The organism is Lactiplantibacillus fabifermentans DSM 21115 (assembly GCF_000498955.2).
Classification (GTDB): Bacteria; Bacillota; Bacilli; order Lactobacillales; family Lactobacillaceae; genus Lactiplantibacillus; species Lactiplantibacillus fabifermentans.
Map to the genome: position 1 here is coordinate 1 of NZ_AYGX02000071.1, position 17,620 is coordinate 17,620.

Annotated in this window: 13 protein-coding genes and 1 riboswitch; of the genes, 9 read left to right on the plus strand and 4 right to left on the minus strand. The window is 45.5% G+C overall.

Going from position 1 to position 17,620, the window contains the following annotated elements; translation table 11 throughout:
* The first annotated feature begins 536 nt into the window (after positions 1-536).
* From DY78_RS06140 to nhaC, 3 genes are all read left to right on the plus strand, one after another.
* On the plus strand, positions 537-1,433 hold the full coding sequence (locus tag DY78_RS06140; RefSeq protein WP_024625931.1) for an alpha/beta hydrolase: 897 nt from the start codon (positions 537-539) through the stop codon (positions 1,431-1,433).
* Positions 1,434-1,496: 63 nt separating this feature from the next.
* On the plus strand, positions 1,497-2,486 hold the full coding sequence (locus DY78_RS06145) for a 2-hydroxyacid dehydrogenase family protein (protein WP_024625932.1): 990 nt from the start codon (positions 1,497-1,499) through the stop codon (positions 2,484-2,486).
* Between the two features lie 424 nt (positions 2,487-2,910).
* On the plus strand, positions 2,911-4,344 hold the full coding sequence (nhaC, locus tag DY78_RS06150) for a Na+/H+ antiporter NhaC (protein ID WP_024625933.1): 1,434 nt from the start codon (positions 2,911-2,913) through the stop codon (positions 4,342-4,344).
* A 285-nt stretch (positions 4,345-4,629) separates the two neighbouring features.
* Here the strand turns inward: nhaC and DY78_RS06155 are convergent, their stop codons facing one another.
* Entirely contained in the window at positions 4,630-5,715 is a 1,086-nt protein-coding gene (locus DY78_RS06155; RefSeq protein WP_235810642.1) for an SIS domain-containing protein, read from the minus strand.
* A 229-nt stretch (positions 5,716-5,944) separates the two neighbouring features.
* Between DY78_RS06155 and DY78_RS06160 the strand changes: the two genes are divergently transcribed.
* Entirely contained in the window at positions 5,945-6,259 is a 315-nt protein-coding gene (locus DY78_RS06160) for a hypothetical protein (protein WP_024625935.1), read from the plus strand.
* A complete protein-coding gene (locus tag DY78_RS06165; protein ID WP_024625936.1) occupies positions 6,246-7,289 on the plus strand; it encodes a HigA family addiction module antitoxin in 1,044 nt (347 codons plus the stop codon). Before DY78_RS06160 ends, DY78_RS06165 begins: the two co-directional genes overlap by 14 nt.
* 309 nt (positions 7,290-7,598) lie before the next feature.
* On the opposite strand, the gene DY78_RS06170 is transcribed toward DY78_RS06165, so the two are convergent.
* From DY78_RS06170 to DY78_RS06180, 3 genes are read right to left on the minus strand one after another with little or no spacing between them, the layout of a single operon-like run.
* A complete protein-coding gene (locus DY78_RS06170) occupies positions 7,599-8,705 on the minus strand; it encodes an SIS domain-containing protein (protein ID WP_024625937.1) in 1,107 nt (368 codons plus the stop codon).
* 1 nt (position 8,706) lies between these two features.
* Entirely contained in the window at positions 8,707-9,525 is an 819-nt protein-coding gene (locus tag DY78_RS06175; RefSeq protein ID WP_024625938.1) for an HAD family hydrolase, read from the minus strand.
* Positions 9,522-10,598: a LacI family DNA-binding transcriptional regulator gene (locus DY78_RS06180; RefSeq protein WP_024625939.1), complete on the minus strand. Its 1,077-nt coding sequence runs from the start codon at positions 10,596-10,598 to the stop codon at positions 9,522-9,524. The genes DY78_RS06175 and DY78_RS06180 overlap by 4 nt, the downstream gene beginning before the upstream one ends.
* Before the next feature lie 194 nt (positions 10,599-10,792).
* Between DY78_RS06180 and DY78_RS06185 the strand changes: the two genes are divergently transcribed.
* The 4 genes from DY78_RS06185 (at position 10,793) to ade (ending at position 17,360) form a co-directional block, all read left to right on the plus strand.
* Positions 10,793-11,767 carry an ROK family protein gene (locus tag DY78_RS06185; RefSeq protein WP_024625940.1) on the plus strand — a complete coding sequence of 325 codons (975 nt, stop codon included), beginning with the start codon at positions 10,793-10,795 and terminating at the stop codon, positions 11,765-11,767.
* On the plus strand, positions 11,751-14,111 hold the full coding sequence (locus DY78_RS06190; protein WP_024625941.1) for a glycoside hydrolase family 9 protein: 2,361 nt from the start codon (positions 11,751-11,753) through the stop codon (positions 14,109-14,111). The genes DY78_RS06185 and DY78_RS06190 overlap by 17 nt, the downstream gene beginning before the upstream one ends.
* A gap of 3 nt (positions 14,112-14,114) precedes the next feature.
* Positions 14,115-15,458, plus strand: coding sequence for a PTS sugar transporter subunit IIC (locus tag DY78_RS06195; protein ID WP_235810643.1), 1,344 nt, complete (start codon positions 14,115-14,117; stop codon positions 15,456-15,458).
* Positions 15,459-15,519: 61 nt separating this feature from the next.
* Positions 15,520-15,618, plus strand: a riboswitch (purine riboswitch).
* A gap of 68 nt (positions 15,619-15,686) precedes the next feature.
* Positions 15,687-17,360 carry an adenine deaminase gene (ade, locus tag DY78_RS06200; protein WP_033612895.1) on the plus strand — a complete coding sequence of 558 codons (1,674 nt, stop codon included), beginning with the start codon at positions 15,687-15,689 and terminating at the stop codon, positions 17,358-17,360.
* Positions 17,361-17,620 lie beyond the last annotated feature (260 nt).

A 17,620-nucleotide genomic window follows, 5' to 3' on the forward strand; every position in this document is an offset into this window, starting at 1 on the left:
AAGCTGATCTTTTTTGTCCGAACAGCGTTCGGATTAATTTTACAATCTACCAATAAAATAGCGCGGATTGATAAATATACAACTAAAAATTGCCGTTGTCATTAATTAGAACTGTAAAACGTTTTCAGTCGACAATTCATCTTAATTATAACTGTCATGGTTACAGAACTGTATCAAAAGGATTTCATTTGCGGTCGATACTGACCCGGAATCCGAGATTTGTGTCATAATATAATTTGATATGCATTGAGAAATTAATTATCTTATTAACGGCTGGCTCATGAATTTTGTTAGTGTTAATTAGCGTTAGGCGGAAGGCAGGTAGGTCCCGCTGTGTCGATGTTCTTAGCGGGCGTTTTTGGGCCGCTTAGAACATGAGCCGTGTTGGGAGACTGACGGGTTGGGTCAGGCTGCCAACCGCCCTGAAGACCGATGTTTGGCTTCAGGTCTGCTCCACAGCGGGGCCTACCTGCCTGGAGCCGGCTAGCGGCAATAACTCAATGGCGAATTTTAGATGACGGGGAGAGCGGGTTAGATTGGTGAAACGGTATCGGGCCGGGCTGCAATTATTGCTAGTGGCGTTCGTCATTAGTGCGGCGGCGATTTTAATCGGGGCCCGTCAAAGCGATACTAGGATTACGAAAGTGACGAGCGATTTACAGGCTAAATCGGCGTTAGCGCTCAGTAATAAGTATCAGAAAACAAAAACGGCGACCGTCTTTTTACATGGTTATGATGGCGGCGCCTATTCAACAAATTATTTAATCAAAAAAGCTCAGCAAGCGGGTGCGGCGCAAAAAGCACTGGTGGTGCATGTTTATAAAGATGGCGTAATGGCGTTCAAAGGGTATTGGCACAAGTCGTTGAAAAATCCGATGGTGCAAATTGTCTTTGAAGATAATCATGCGTCGCAAAAGACACAAATTTATTGGCTGCACCAAGTCTTAGTGCAATTAAAGGCCAAATACGGCGTGACGCAATATAACGCCGTCGGTCATTCGCTCGGTTGTAATGATATCGTCAACCAGGCGCTGAAGTATGGTCATGATAAAAAACTGCCAACTTTGAAAAAAATCGTGACGATTGCGGGACCCTTTGATGGCTTGACCGGTTATTTGAGTTCCGAGACGGAAGCCACGGTCAAAAAGTTGGCGGCCAAACCGACGCGCTTTACGCGTCACTTTGCCGAGATGTTGAAATATCGGCATAATTTCCCAACTAACGTTAAAATGTTGAATGTGGTTGGGGATACAAACGATGGCTTCAACAACGATGGTTACGTCGGAGTCGCGTCAGCGCGGTCGGTGGCCTATTTATTGCGGCATGAGCTCGCAAAATATCAAGAAAAGATTTATAGTGGGGCCGATGCGGCGCACTGTGCTTTGAATCAAAATCCACAAGTGGCGCACGCGATGATTGCCTTTTTGTGGTAAAACATAACAAATTCAGGTCAGCGTCTAGTGACGACGGCCTTTTTATTTTGAGGGGTGTCAAAAATGGCAAAGATTTTTATTTCCGCAGCAATTCCAACGAGTGGGATTACAGCGTTACAACAAGCGGGGTTCGAACCAGCCGTGTATCAAGGAACGGGATTGATTAGTCAGTCAGAATTAATTGCTGGGGTGGCCGATGCGGAAGTTTTGATTACGCCGCTATCGACGCAGGTTGATCAAACGGTCATTGACCAAGCACCAAATCTCAAGTTAATTGCGAACTTTGGGGCTGGTTTTAATAATATCGACATTAACTATGCCGCCAGCAAAGCCATCGCGGTCACGAATACGCCTGGTGTTTCAACGGCAAGTACCGCGGAAGTAACGTGTGGCTTGATTTTAGCGTTGATGCATCGGATGGTCGAAGGCGACCAATTAATGCGGACGACGGGCTTTAATGGTTGGGCGCCGTTATTTTTCTTGGGACATGAATTAAAAGGGAAAACGTTAGGCATTATTGGGATGGGTGCTATCGGCCAAGCGGTTGCCAAACGGTTGCATGCGTTTGGGATGAACATCGTGTATAATCAACGCCGCCCCATCGACGTCTTCACCGCTAGCAAGACGGACGCCACGGAATTGTCATTGAACGAATTATTGGCGACGGCCGATGTGATTAGTTTACACGCACCATTGACGAGTGCGACGCATCACTTGATTGGCGCCGAACAGTTGGCTTTGATGAAGCCGAGCGCTTATCTGATCAATGCGGCCCGGGGTCCGTTAGTCGATGAACACGCCTTATTAACACAATTACAAAATCATCAACTAGCCGGCGCGGCGTTAGATGTTTATGAAACGGAACCAGCTTTGACACCGGGTTTTGCTGAATTGAAGAATGTGGTCTTAACGCCGCACATTGGTAATGCGACCGTTGAAGCGCGGGATGCGATGGCTAAAATTGTGACGGACAATGCGATTGCCGTGTTAAACGGCGATTACCCGCAAGCCGTTGTCAATGGGGTTAAAGCCGAGAAAATCTCCGAAGATTAAAATAAAATTAAAAAATGGCTTGACGATTAAAAATAATCGGCGTATTGTTAATGCCAAGTTAAACAAATGAACGTTGAACGTTACATCAAGTAGACGCAGGTCTGGGTGTCAGGAAGTCGGTGGTTGCTGCGAACCGATCAGGGGCTGTGCTTGAAATACGGTAACCGAGTTTCAGATTGAACGGATAATAACTAGAACCGTTATCTTCTAGTGAGTGGTAGTTTTTGTGAACGCAGAAACTGCAACCTGGGTGGTACCGCGACTAGTCTAATCGTCCCTGTTGTTCTAAATGAACAATGGGGACGATTTTTTTGACGAAATGAGGATGACGATGATGGGAAACAAACGTTGTGGTGGGTTAGCGCGATATTAGGGCCTTTTAGTTGGCTGTTACGCAGACATAACTTTAAAGGAGTTATCGCAAATGAAACAAACTAAAAGTACCCCGAAAATTAGTACCTTAGAAGCCGTGATTGTGCTGTTAGTCGTACTCGGTATCATGAGTGCCGGTGTGATTGGCTTTGGTCTCTCACCTCAAGTCCCGGTCTTATTGGCAATGGGCGTCGTCACCGCCTGGGCGATGTTTCGTGGCTTTCCATGGTCGGCCGTCAATGCTGGGATTAAAGAAGGGATTGACCAAGGCATTATTCCCATCTTCATTTTTATTTTAATCGGCGCCATGATTTCCACTTGGATTGCGGCGGGGACGATTCCAACGTTAATGGTTATCGGTTTTAAATTAATTAATATTCAATGGTTCTTGCCATCCGTCTTTATTGTTTGCACGTTAGTTGGTGCCGCCGTGGGGAGTGCCTTTACGGTTACCTCAACGGTCGGGATTGCGTTCTTCGGGATGGGCGTCACGATGAATTTAAATCCAGCCTTAGTTGCTGGGGCCATTATTAGTGGTGGGATTTTTGGCGATAAATTATCGCCATTATCCGAAACGAACAACTTAGCGTCCGCAGTTACGGATACTGATTTATTTGACCATATCAAACATTTATTATGGAGCACGTTGCCCGCGGGTTTAATTACCTTAATTATTTTTGCCTTTTTAGGCCATGACAATGCCAGCACTAGTTTAGCGAAGATTCACCAAACGGTAGCTGTCTTAAACGGCAACTTTAGTATTTCAGCGTTGTCATTATTACCCATCGTGTTAGTCTTCGTGTGTGCCGGCTTTAAGATGCCCGCGATTCCGACGATGTTGCTAAATATTTTTATTTCCGCTGGGTTGATTTTATTTGAACAACCGCACCTGAGCATGACCAAATTAACCGCCATTATTAATACCGGCTTTGTTTCCAAAACCGGCAATACGAGTGTCGATACATTATTATCTCGCGGTGGCATTGTCAGCATGATGAGCATGGTAGCATTAATCGTCGTCACTTTGTCACTAGGCGGCCTGTTAATGAAGTTTGGCTTAATTGGCCAAATCATGACGCCGATTGCTAAGCATTTAAACAGCGATGGCAAATTAGTCACGGCCGGCATCATCACTTGTATCGGTGTCAATGTCTTCGTCGGGGAACAATTCTTATCAATTATCTTACCAGGTCGGGCCTTCAAACAAGCCTTCAACAACGGTGGCTTAGCCGATCAAGCGTTAGGTCGGGTCCTTGAAGATGGTGGGACGGTCATCAACTACTTAGTACCTTGGGGCGTTGGCGGGGTTTTCTTAACCACGACGCTCGGTGTCGCAACGGTTGACTACTTACCATTCGTTTTCTTCAGCTTATTATGTCCCGTTATCTCAATCATCAGTGGCTTCACCGGTCTAGGCTTAAGCCACATCGGCCAAACCAAAGCCACTAAAGCACCAAAATTAGCCCATGCGACTGAAATGAATTAGTTGGTTTCTATTACCGCTGGCGCCCAACTAAATGGATTTTGGCATTTGGGGTACTAGTTTCAATAGATGGTCGTGAATTGTGGTGTAATTCTTAGGAAGACGCTATTCGAGGTGCTGATGGTGGCATACGGGGTCCAAATAGTCGTATTCACATATTACTATCAATCCGCAGCTAAATTTAATTATGGATACTAAAACTCCAGCTACTTTTAAAGTGGCTGGAGTTTTAATTTTTAGCATTAATATAGCAGATCCAATTGCGGTTAAATATCAGCGCTAATTATGTTAAATACTATCGTGGAAATTATCAAAGATTGGATGCGATAAGTTGATGCCCTTGGCTTTGGCGATGAACCAAGCTAAGACTTGGAACGGAATGATGGCCAAGAGTGGGGCTTTTAACGGATCGTCGATTTGGTAGAGTTCCAAGGTTTGTTCGTCGTTGACGGTTGGTTTTTCGCCGGTGAAGCTAATGGTGTAGATATGCGGTGTTAAGCGGGATTCATACGTTTTGACCGCTTGCATCTTAGCGTTCACTGCTGGATTCGTGTCGAGTTCTAAATAGAACTGCCGATGGGTTTCATGGGCACCTAAATAAGCGCCGTGTGAGAATTCGGCCAACGAATAACCATGGGTTGGGACGCGGACGATTTCGGTGAACTTGGTGGCCATTTCGGCTAACGTTCCATTTAAAACGCTCGGGCCAATCGTGGTATATTCTTGCGCTAAACCAAAGTCAATCGTGAACTTACGGTAAAAGTCATTGGAACGTTGAATCGTTTCATTGATATGTTCAATCATGAAGCCGAATTCATCGAGTTCTTGGTTAGCGGCGAGTTCTGGTAACAGTTCCCGGTCAGCGCCACTGCGTAATCCTAAGAACATTAACGATAAGATAATCGCGTTGTAGCTGAGGGTGATATATGGAATCGTTTCTTTACCCGTCAATAAGTCAAAAACGGTATCAGCTTGTTGGGCTAACGTTGAGTCCTTTTGGGCCGTCATCGCGATGGCATGGACGGTTGTGGTGGCTTTGATTTTCGCCAATGCTTGTAGAGTATCAGGATCTTCACCACTGAGTGAAATCGCGATAACGGTATCGATATTGGTGTTCACAAAGCTGAAGTTGGCGTAATGGCTAGCTTCGACCACGTCGACTTGCACTTGGGCCATTTTTTCCATGTAACCTTGTGCACTTTTGGCGGCATTCAAGCTCGATGCGGTCGTCACGATTAACCAGTGCTTAGGGTCTTTGGACCCATTACTTAACGCGGCACCGGTTGAATCAGGATACGCACTCAACAAGCGATTTAAAACAGATTGTTCGCGGCGAATGTAGGAGAGCATCGTCGGATTATTCATCATCATCATAGTTAATTACCCCTCGAAATTGATTACAAACTCACGTTAATCATAAATGGTTCTCAGGTGTAAAGCAATCAATGTTTTTGAACGTAACGATTCATTTGTGGTTTCGTTAAAAGTAAGTAAAGTTGTGTATTGTTTTTGTAACCAGCGAGGCGAGCTTAATGGAAACTGGTATGCTTATGACAAATAAAATGAAAGCTAGTCGTGACTGACTTGGGATGGGGGATAACAAGTGGAAATTCTGAGTGAACGGGAGTCGATGATGAACTTAATAGCCGATGCCACTCAGTTAGCTGACCATTACGACGCGCACGTGGCGCAGCAAATCAAACAGCGGGTGACGGAACTAGCTGCGGCCGAAAACTTAGCCCAACTGCAGCAATTGCCTTATGCATTGCAATCGACGACTAGTGGCTTTTTGCTTGCCTGTACGAAAGAAGTCCAATTGCAGTTTACTTGTTTGAATCAAAACGATACGCCGACAACGCTGCCAGTAGCAGCTGTCAAAATAATTCTGGTTGAGGTGCGAACGGATGCTCAGGCCTAAGTTGTATCAGGTGACGCCCAATTATGTCACGAATCCAAGTGCGACCCTGCGCGAAGTCTTAACGGAATTGAATATGACGCAAGTTGAGTTAGCGGAACGGATGGGGATCACTCGTAAATATGTCGGGGAACTTTTAACTGGTAAAGCTCGTATTTTGCCACAAACCGCCGCTGAATTAGCGTTTGTTTTGGCGGTGCCGACCGACTTTTGGCTCACGTTGCAATTGAACTATGACCGCTTTGCCTTTCAACAAGCCCAAGCGGATGAATTAGCGAAGCACCAACAATATGTTGCCAACTTTCCATATGCTGAAATGGTTACTAGTTCGCTAGTCCCAGCAACGACAGACCCGGTCGCACAGTTAGCCAATTTAATGCATTTCTTCCGCGTGGCTTCATTTGCTAGTTTACAAGCGCACACGAGCCAAGATCCGTTAGTCAAACACGAAATACCAGTGTTGGCGCATGACCAGTATGCCGTCCATGTTTGGCTGCAAGCCGGCGTGTTAGCGGCGAATCGCTTACCGACTGAACCGTTTGATTTAACGGGGCTGATGCAATCGTTGTCCCAATTGCGAACTTTGACGCAAGCGACTGATTATCATTCGGTGTTGCCTAAGTTGCAACAATTGTTGGCAACGGTTGGAATTGCCTTAGTGATGGTACCAGCATTGTCAGCCAGTGAAGTTAATGGCGTGACCCGATGGTTGGCACCGTTTCCGCAAGTTATTATTGAACTTAATCCGCCCCAAACCACGGCCGATTTTTGGTGGCTACTATTCCACGAATTAGGGCATGTCGTGTTACATCCACGGACATATTTTTTCACGCTAGCACCGCTTAGTGATGACGGCGAACTCGCCCGTCAAGCGGATCACTGGGCCTTGAATATTTTAATTCCAACCAAAGTATGGCTGAAGTTTGTCAAACAGGGGCACTTTGATATGGCGACGATTGAAAGTTTAGCCACAGATTTAGTGATTGGGTCGGCCGTTATCGTGCGTCGATTGCAGCATGAACAGTTATTATGAGCTAGTTTTACTGACAAAATTCCTAGTCATCGTGGCATAAAAATGGAGGCGTAATAGTGTTTGAATATAAGCGATTCAGTGAGATGAATGAGCATGAGAAACACGTTGAGATTTTCATGATTATCATCGGCTCAATTATGACTTCACCAAGCTTGTTGTTGATTGTATTAGTATTGATGAATCTTGGAGTAGTTTAAAACCGATAGTACGTCAATCGGAATTTGATAATGAAAAAATGATGGTAATTACCGCAAAACAGTAATTGCCATCACTTTTGATTATTAGGTTTAGCAGTAGCGCTTGATTTTTTTAAACGTAATCTTGAACAGCTGTCTTGTTGTGGACGATTTCTGAAAAGTCATTAAAAATCAGATGTGGTAAATTAACGCCTTTAGATTTAGCAATGAACCAAGCAAAAACTTGGAACGGGATAATGGCTAGCAAAGGCGCTTTCAACTCGTCATCAATGGTCGCAAGTTGTAAAGTTTGGCCATCATTAACGGCCGGTTGTTCACCAGTGAAGCTAATGGTAAAGATGTGTGGCGTGGTCCGGGCTTCGTACGCCTTTAAGGCCTTTGCTTTAGCCATGATTGCTGGGTCCGCCTTAGTTTCGATGAAGAACTGACGATGGGTTTCATGGGCCCCTAAATAAGGGCCATGCATGAAGGCTTCGAGTTCAAAGCCGTTTGCTGGTACGCGGACGACTTCGGTGAACTTGGTTTGCATTTCCATTACGGTCCCTAAAATGGCGCCGTAGCCAATGCTGGTAAATTGCGGTGCTAAACTGAAGTCAGTCGCAAATTGTTGGTAGAAGTGTGTCGATTTTTGGACGGTCGAGCCGGCCTGGCTAATGATTGTGTCGAATTCTGCCAGTTCACGTTGTTCATCCTCAACTGATAACTTATTGCGTTTAAGACAGCTCCGTAAGCCCAACAACATCAGCGATAGGACGGTTGCGTTATAACCAAGTGTGACGTAGCCAACCATTTCTTGGCCCGTTAGAATGTCTAAAGTTGCCGTGGCGGCCGTGGAAATTTCGGTGCCCGGCCGACTAGTAACGGCAATCGCATACGCGTGATTTTTTTGCACTACTTTGGTTAAAGCGTCGACGGTGGCGGTGCTTTGACCACTTTGTGAAATACCAATGACTAAGTCGATGTCGGGATTAATGCGACCATAATTGGCATAGTTATAAGGTTCTTCAATATCAACTTGAATATCAGCCGTTTTCTGAATATAGAGTTTAGCGCTTTGGGCGGCGTTAATGCTTGAGCCTGTCGCTAAAATTAACCAATGATTACTTGTTAACGGGGCTTGCGCTAAAACTGCATCAAGTTGTTGGGGATAGGCGGCGAGCACTTTTTGAAGCCCGCTTTGTTCTTGTTGAATATAAGTTAACATTGTTGGATTATCCATATTAAAACGCCTCACTAAAGAAATTTTGTAAAAAGTCAGCCACGCCGTCGTGTAAGTTGTCCGTCGTTTGGTATGGGGTTTGTTGCTTAACTGTTGGCAAGGCATTGCCCATTGCCACACCTTTAGCAACCGTTTTCAACATTGGCAAATCGTTAAGCCCATCACCGAAGGCTATCGTGTGGCTATTCGGTACGTGGGCCTGTTGTTGGATATGTTGAATGGCAGTGGCTTTACTGACGTGTTTGGGAATTAATTCTATGTTATTTGGATTGGAAGATGACACTGTTAAGCTAGGCAGTGCAGTTATCGCTCGTTTCGCAGTGAGGAGTTTAACAGGATCTTGATCTTCAATGATAATGCCGTTGATGATTTTAGGTGCATATTGCAATAGCTCGCTGGCATTTGTGACGGCCATATAATCGTCAGGGTTAGCGCTAGCAATCCGATTACGGTCGCTGGCTTTAAAATAGTCCGGCAAACTCTGGGTATAAATGACCTGCCGCTGTGTAAAAAAGAACGCGGCCAGTTGTTGTTCGAAAATAATTGGTGCCAGCGCTGATAGGGATTGTGCCCCCAAAGTATGTTGGACAATTTGATTAGTTGAATCGTAAATACTACCGTTTGACGCAATTATTTTTACCCGTGAATCAAGCTGGGCTGCTAACAATTGTGCTGAAGCATACATCCGACCAGTCGCTAAATAGAACTGATGGCCAGCATCTAATAGACGTTTAATCGTGGTGACGGTCTTTTTGGAAGCTTGCTGTTGGTCATCAACAAGGGTGCCATCGATGTCAGAAAAAATTAAATAAGGGGTCATGCGTCATCACCATTCCTTAGCTGATGACCACAAGACTCTCTAATGACGAGCTGTGGCTGTTCGATAGTTGGCAAAGGCTCATCCACATTAGTGTTGGTAGCGAGGTTGATTAACCGTTCAATCGCAATTTTGGCCAATAAGGTATTGTGGTGGTCGATAGTGGTCAACCGTGGCGAGAAAAACGCGCCATTTGGAAAGGCATCACAACTGCCAATGGCAATGTCGCGTGGACAATCTAGGTGGTGGTCATTTAAGGCCCGAATCGCACCTAAGGCAACTTGGTCATTGATGGCCACGACTGCTTGTAACGTGTCGGCATGTTGGTCAAGCAATTGCGTCATGCCATCATAACCATCGGAAACGTAATAGTCGGTCAAACAAACCAGCTGTTCATCATAATGAGCGTAGGTGTTCATCATTTTTTGATAACCGGCTAAGCGTTCTTTGGTAATCTGGACCCCCGGCTCACCACCCAAAAAGGCAATATGCTGATATCCTGAAGCTAATAAGTGTTGCGTAATGATTTGGCCGCTCATAGCTTGATAGCGCGGAATAAAGGTGCAATCTAAGCCCGCCACCGGTTGACCAATCACCACGACTGGAATTTGATTATTTAGGTTCTTCAAGGCAGCCACATAGTCGGTATTGGGCTGTTCGCGATCAATTTCGCCACCGAGAATTAATAAGCCGTCGACCTTTTTTTCCATAATTGTTTGAAAAGCCTGGATTTCAGTGGCCACCGAATTAGTGGAACGGTCATCACCAGCGGTCATTGTATTGAACAATAGTAATGAAAAATTCAGTTGCCGCGTGATTAACTCGACTTGCGAAATTAAGGCGGTGAAATACGGATTGGTAATATCCGGCACAATAATTCCCAATGTATTAGTTTTATTGGAAATCATGCCACGGGCCAGCATACTCGGTTGAAAGCCAGATTCTGCAATTACTTGTTTGATTTTGGCTTCTTTAGCCGGCGAAACGTTCGGCTTGTGGTTAATGACGCGTGAAACGGTTGAAACGGACACACCGGCCATCCGGGCGATTTCCTTAATGGTGATTTCACTTTTCAAATTGTCACCAGCTTTCTTAAGACTTCGAATTCAGTGTATTTCAAGTTGCGGGAAACTGCAAGCATTTTATGATAACGTTATCAATATTATTTTTTAACGGTTGACAGCTAATTGAAGTCGTTATATGATTGCGTTGAGTTCAAATGAAAGCGCTTAAATAAATTGGTAACGTTATCAAAATGGAGTGAGGGATATTGAAAGTAGACCAGACTGTCCTTGCCGTGGACCTCGGCGGGACTAAGATATTAATTAGTGAAGTGCAAGCTAATGGTGAATTGTTAGCGCCGCATAAGTATCGTTCAGATGTGACGAGTCAGACGACGGCCTATGCGGGCATTGTGCAAGCCATCGAACAGTTTTTGATGCAAGCACCTGATGTAAAAAGAATTATGGCCATTAGCGTTAGTGCGGTTGGCCGGATTAATACCGCAAGTGGTGAATGGTACGAGCTGGACCCTGAACGGGCGGTGGATATTCCATTAGCTCAACAACTGAGTGATCGGTTCAAACTGCCGGTTTTTGCCGCAAATGATGTGTATTGTGCCACGTTAGCCGAAAACATGCTCGGAGTTGGTAACGTTACCAATGACTTTTTGTACTTAAATGTTGGGACTGGGATTGCCGGCCGCATCGTTAATAATGGTCAAATTTTAAATGGCAGCCATTTTGATGCTGGCGAGATTGGCCACATGGTCGTGGACTACAACAGTCCGGTGCGGTGTATTTGTGGTCGGCGGGGTTGTGTCGAACCGTTAGCATCGGGACTTGGTATGAGTAATCGGGCGCAAGAGCTAATGGCGCAAGGGCAACCGACTGAATTAACCGTTGATGAACATGGCCGCGTGCCGGTGCCAGCCTTATTCCAAGGTTATGAGCACCAAGACTTGGTTGCACAAACGGTTGTTGATCAAGCGCTACGGGCATTAGCGGCTTTAATAATGAATGTTGTTCGCGTGGCCGACCCCGCGGCAGTTATTTTAGGTGGCGGTGTGACGACGGATGGGTGGCTATTGCATCATCTGCAACCATTGTTAGTGGAACAGACGATGCGGTTTGTAACCGTTGGTATTCATAACAGTCAGCTTGACCCGAATTTAATTGCAATTAAGGGAGCTGCCCTACATGGCTTTCAACGAATGGAGATGTTCGACCATGAGTCAATTAGTTGATGATTTATTAACAGCTACTAGTGAATTACAGCGACCGCTTCCGGTGATGCCAGCGGCAACGGCCGATTTAAGCGCGGCCCAACCACAGTCGATATTAACGGCGGATAATCCGTGGCAACATCGTAATCGTGGCGACGTTATTATGGATGCGCAAACGGGACAGGTGACTTTAACATCGCCGACGCGGTATGACAGTTGGCCAGCTGGGGCGCCCAGCGATGGTGATTATATCCAATACGGTGATATTACCGCGTTTCTTAGCTTTGACCATGTCGATTGGACACACAGTAACTATTTACGATTGACGGTTACCGCAGATTGCCAAAATGTGATCAATCCTAATATTACGGTCGCCTTTAAAAATGATGGTCAAATCAAAGTACCGGATAAGTATAATCGTGAAGGCTTCCATGCCATCAATTTATTACCGACGGGGACGCATCAATATGAATTAAATATTGGGGAGCTCCCACGTGAAGCCATTACGGAATTAAGTATTACGACGACTGCCAATGGGTCTTACTTAGATTTACCTGGTCAAATCAAGATTACGGTCAACGACGTACAACTGCTACAAGCCCAAACCAGCCGTCACAGCTTAGGCTGGCAATTACCGCAAGGCCAGTTTAGTCAAACTCAAGTGGGCTTTATGCCTCAGCGACGCAAACAAGTTTTAGTGCCCGCTGAAGATCAGGCGACGACTTTTGAAATTATCGATGGGCAGCAACAAACTGTTTATCATGGTGCGTTAACCCAACCGACCGGACCGCTAGCAGTAAATAATCTAGTGGCCGATTTCACTGAGTTCCAGCAACCGGGACAATATCGGTTACGCGTTAATGAGTTCATCTCAGCGCCATTTGCAATTGCACCACGTGCGGAACTTTGGGGCAGCACCGTATTGAAAACGTTGAACTTTATTTTTGCCGAACGTTGCGGCTATCCAGTACCAGGAATTCATGGCATGTGTCACGTGGATGTGACCGCCAGTCATCGTGGTAAAACGATTAGCTTTAATGGTGGTTGGCACGATGCGGGTGATTTGTCACAACAAACGGTGCACAGTGGTGAAATTACGTTGAGTTTGCTCGAAAGTGCGACTGCATATGCATCCAGTAATCCACGGTTAGCGCACCGGTTAAAGCAAGAAGCGCTATGGGGCTTAGATTTTATTTTGAAGATGCGCTTTGGCGATGGTTATCGGGCGACTAGTGCGGGGGTTTCGCGCTGGACCAATAATCAAATTGGTGACATGGATGATGCGCAAGCACGGGTTCACAACAATCCTTATGAAAACTATTTGTTTGCGGGAATCTTTGCTAAATGTGCTCGTTTGATTGCCGATGATGCTTGGCGCGAACGCTTAACGGCTGTGGCACAGGCCGATTTTACCTTTGCTGAACAAGTCTTTGCTAAGCATCCGTATCAAGCGGAACCAATTATGTGGGAGCACACGTATAATACGTCACCAAGCGTCTACAATGCCACTGTGGCTTGGGCCGCGGGTGAATTATATCGGTTGACGCAACAAACAAGTTACTTACAAACGAGCGTGCACTTTGGGGACTTATTGGTCGCTGCGCAAGAACAAGCGGGGCTTCCATTATTAGCTGGTGGTGAATTACGAGGGTTCTTTTATCGGGATGCACGTCATCAAGTTGTACAGCATTTCAATCACCAAGCGCGTGAACATCTGATTAGTGCGGCCTTAACCACGCTGATGCATAATCAACCACAGCAAACTAAGTGGCAAACGAGTGTCCAATTATACGCCAGCTATTTTAAATTTTTACAACCGTATACGGCACCGTATCCGATGATGGCCGCCGGGGTTTATTTGGATGATGAGTACCAAGACTCCGCTAGCTTTTATAAACAAAATTTGTTAGTCGACCAGAGTGCTGAATTAGAATTCCAACAACAATTGCGGTCAGCTACTCAAATTGGTCAACATTTGTACTTGAAACGGTTCCCAGTATGGTTCTCGTTTAGAGGTAATAACGGGGTGTTGTTATCGATGGGCGATGCCGCCGCCAATCTGGGGCAAGCGTTGCATGATTCTGAATTAACCCAAATCGGAATTAATCAGTTGCAGTGGTTAACGGGGGATAATCCATTTTCACAATCGCTGATTTATGGTGTCGGAAAAACCTTCGAATCACAATACAGTGTCTCATCAGGGGAAATGGTCGGTGAGATTCCAGTCGGTATTGAAACTAAAGCTAATGAAGATCAACCTTACTGGCCACAATTTAACAATGCGACTTATAAAGAAGTCTGGATTAGTAATGCGGGGAAAGTTTTGAGTTTGATTGCACGGATTTTACAAACTGAGGGGGAATAAACAATGGATATGAATAAACCGAATAAGTTTATTGATGGCTTGACGAAAGTCGCCGGTAAGCTTTCGACTAATAATTATATTATGGCCGTTCGGGACGGCTTTGCCGGGACAATTCCAATTACGATTACCGCGGCCTTCTTCTTACTGATAAATAACGTTTTATTAGCAGATAAAACTGGCTTTTTGCGTAATATGCCCGGTCATACAATTCTTTCAAACATCGGGGTCCAAGCTTATAACGGGACGTTAGGTATCTTAACGGTCTTAGTAACTTTCTTGATTGGTTTTCGGTTAGCAAACTATTTAAAATCTGATGGTGCCACGGCGGGAATCGTTTCCGTTGCTTGTTACGTCGCTTTGATTCCAAATACAATTGCGGTAACGACGATGGCTGGTAAAACTGTCAATGCTGCCGGTGTATTGACGCAATCACAAACGAGTGCCACGGCCATGATTTTAGGAATTATTGCTTCATTACTTGGGACGACTATCTTAGTTAAGTTCAATGGCAACGATAAATTACAAATTAAGATGCCAGATGGGGTGCCACCGGCAGTTGCCAAAGCATTCAGTTCATTATTCCCAGCGTTCTTTACAATTACTATTTTTGCCGCTGTGGAAGAAATTGTTGTCGCTTTAACTCACAGTACCGTTCCGGATATTATTGTAAAAGTTTTGCAAGCGCCATTGGTTGGCGGTTTCCAATCATTACCAGGGATCTTGCTATATGTCTTCTTAGCAACAGTTGTCTTCATCTTTGGGATTCATGGGGCTTTCGTTTTCGGTGCGATTTCTGGTCCAATCTTGTTGACGTCATTGCAACAAAATATTGATGCAGTCAAAGCAGGTCATGCTGCCACTAATATTGTGACGCAACCTTTCTTAGATGCCTATGTTTACATGGGTGGTGGGGGCACGATGCTCTGCTTAGTTATTGCAATTTTGATTTTCTCACGGCGTAAGGATGAACGGATGATTGCTAATATTGGTGGGGTAGCGAGTCTTTTCAATATTAGTGAACCGATGATGTTTGGGGTACCAATTGTCTTTAACCCAATTTATGCGATTCCATTCGTAGTTGCGCCAATGGTTGCCACTATTATGGCGTATGCTGCGACTGCTTGGCACTTAGTAAATACGACCTACATTTTGATTCCATGGGTTACGCCACCAATTATTTCTGGGTATTTAGCAACTGGTGGCGATGTTCGGGCTTCCATTTTACAAATTTTAACGTTAGTTGTCGGAACTTTGATTTATGCGCCATTCGCTATGGTTTCCAATCGAGCCTTTAAAAAACAACAAGCTAAGGATGAAATGTTACAAGCCGAACCTAAGAAAGCTTGATATTAAATTGTTCGGGTTTGCATTTCAATTTAATTCCTGCTAAACTTGCTAACAACAATTTTACTAAATAAAACAAATTGCCTATATAATGCCATGATATGGATGGCGAGTTTCTACCCAGCACCGTAAATGCTGGACTATAAGCGAATTGAGTCGACGGGTCGCCACAGCTCTTTTTGCCGTGGCGACCCGTCTGCTTTCTCCCATAGGCAGAAGGAGAACATTTTGATGGAACAAGTGGATATGGTAATTACGGGTGCACAAGTGCTGAACGTTTTTACGCGGGAATTTGAAGCGACTAGTTTATGGATTAACGATGGTCACATTATTAGTAATCTCCAAGATGAACCCTATACGGCGAAGACGACCGTGGATGCTAGTGGTAAATGGCTAGTACCCGGGATGATTGATGCGCATGTCCACATGGAAAGTTCAATGGTGGCACCGAGTGAGTTAGGCAAAGTCTTGCTCAAACATGGCGTGACTGCGATTGCGACCGACCCCCATGAATTGGCGAACGTCGCCGGGGTGGCCGGGATTCAATACTTGATTGATGATGCTCGGCAGACGCCCTTGGATGTGTTTTTCATGTTGCCGTCCTCAGTCCCATGTGTCCCGTTTGATGATAATGGCGCGACGTTACATGCCGCCGCTTTACGGCCACTCTATAATCAACCCGAAGTACGCGGTCTAGCTGAAGTGATGGACTATGGTGCCGTTGAACGTGGGGACCAAGATACCTTGGCTAAAATTCGCGACGCTAATGCACATGGGTATCATGCGGATGGCCATGCGGCGGGGCTAAATCCTCATCAATTAAATGTGATGCGCAATGCTGGTCTCGATACTGACCATGAGTGCTGTACCGTTGAAGAGGCTTTGAATCGGGTTAAGGCCGGGATGTATGTTTTCTTGCGGGAAGGGACCGTCGAACGCGACGTACTCGCCACCCTCGGCGCGGTTAACGAAGCCAATGCCAGCCGCTTTGCCTTTTGCACGGACGATAAAACCATTGCCGATTTAATGACAGAAGGTTCGATTGACTATAACGTCAAGTTGGCCATTCAAAATGGGATGCGCCCCGCGTTAGCTTACACGTTAGCCAGTTATAATGCTGCGCAAGCCCATCGGTTGAATGACCGCGGTAGCTTAACGGCCGGGCAATTGGCGGACTTAGTGATGCTCGATGATGTCGACCAAGTTAAAATTAGTCAAACAATGAAAAATGGACGCTGGGTGGCGGCTGAACCGGAGACGAAGCCATTACCATTCACGGCAACCCGCATTCAGCAACATGCGACCTTAGCGGACTTTAAGCTACCGTTGACGACGGGTAAAGTGAATGTCATTGGCGTCCAACCCAACCATATTGAAACAGACCATTTAATTAAACAAGTGACCCCCGATAATGGGGAATTCCAAGCTGATTTAAAGCAAGATATTTTAAAGATGGTCGTGGTCGAACGCCATCATAATACGGGTAAAGTCGGAGTAGGTTTAGTCCACGGCTTCCAATTGAAACATGGCGCCGTCGCTGGTTCTGTCGCCCACGATGCCCACAATATTGTGGCGGTTGGAACGGATGATTTAGCTATTTTACGGGCCATTAATCAGATTACTAAGACTGATGGCGGGATTGCCGTGAGTGATGATGAACAAATTTTGGCGACGATGCCGTTAGCGATTGGCGGTTTATTGTCGGCTGAAAGTTATGCCACCGCCGCAGAACAGCTCGGTACGATTAAAACGGCTTATAATCAGATTTGTGATAATCCGATTCAATATGATCCGTTCATCACCTTGTCGTTTCTAACCTTGCCTGTCATTCCCACCATCAAATTAACGGCCCGGGGCTTGTTCGATTACGATACCTTTGACTTCACTCCGGTCGAAATAAAGTAGGTAGCTTGCGGTCTTTGCCGCAGTTGGCTGACCGTAATTCCATCGTCCTGGGACCGGCTCAAGCCTGAGAAGCGGTCTTGAACCTCGCTTTTGAGCCTGAAAAGCAAGTCTCAAAAGACGTCCGTGGTGTAAACGGGCAAAAAACGCCCGTTAACGCCACTTTCAGGACGATTCCATTACGGTCAGCCAACTGCTAAATTCAGCCTAATGGTAGATTGTAAAATTAATCCGAACGCTGTTCGGACAAAAAAGATCAGCTT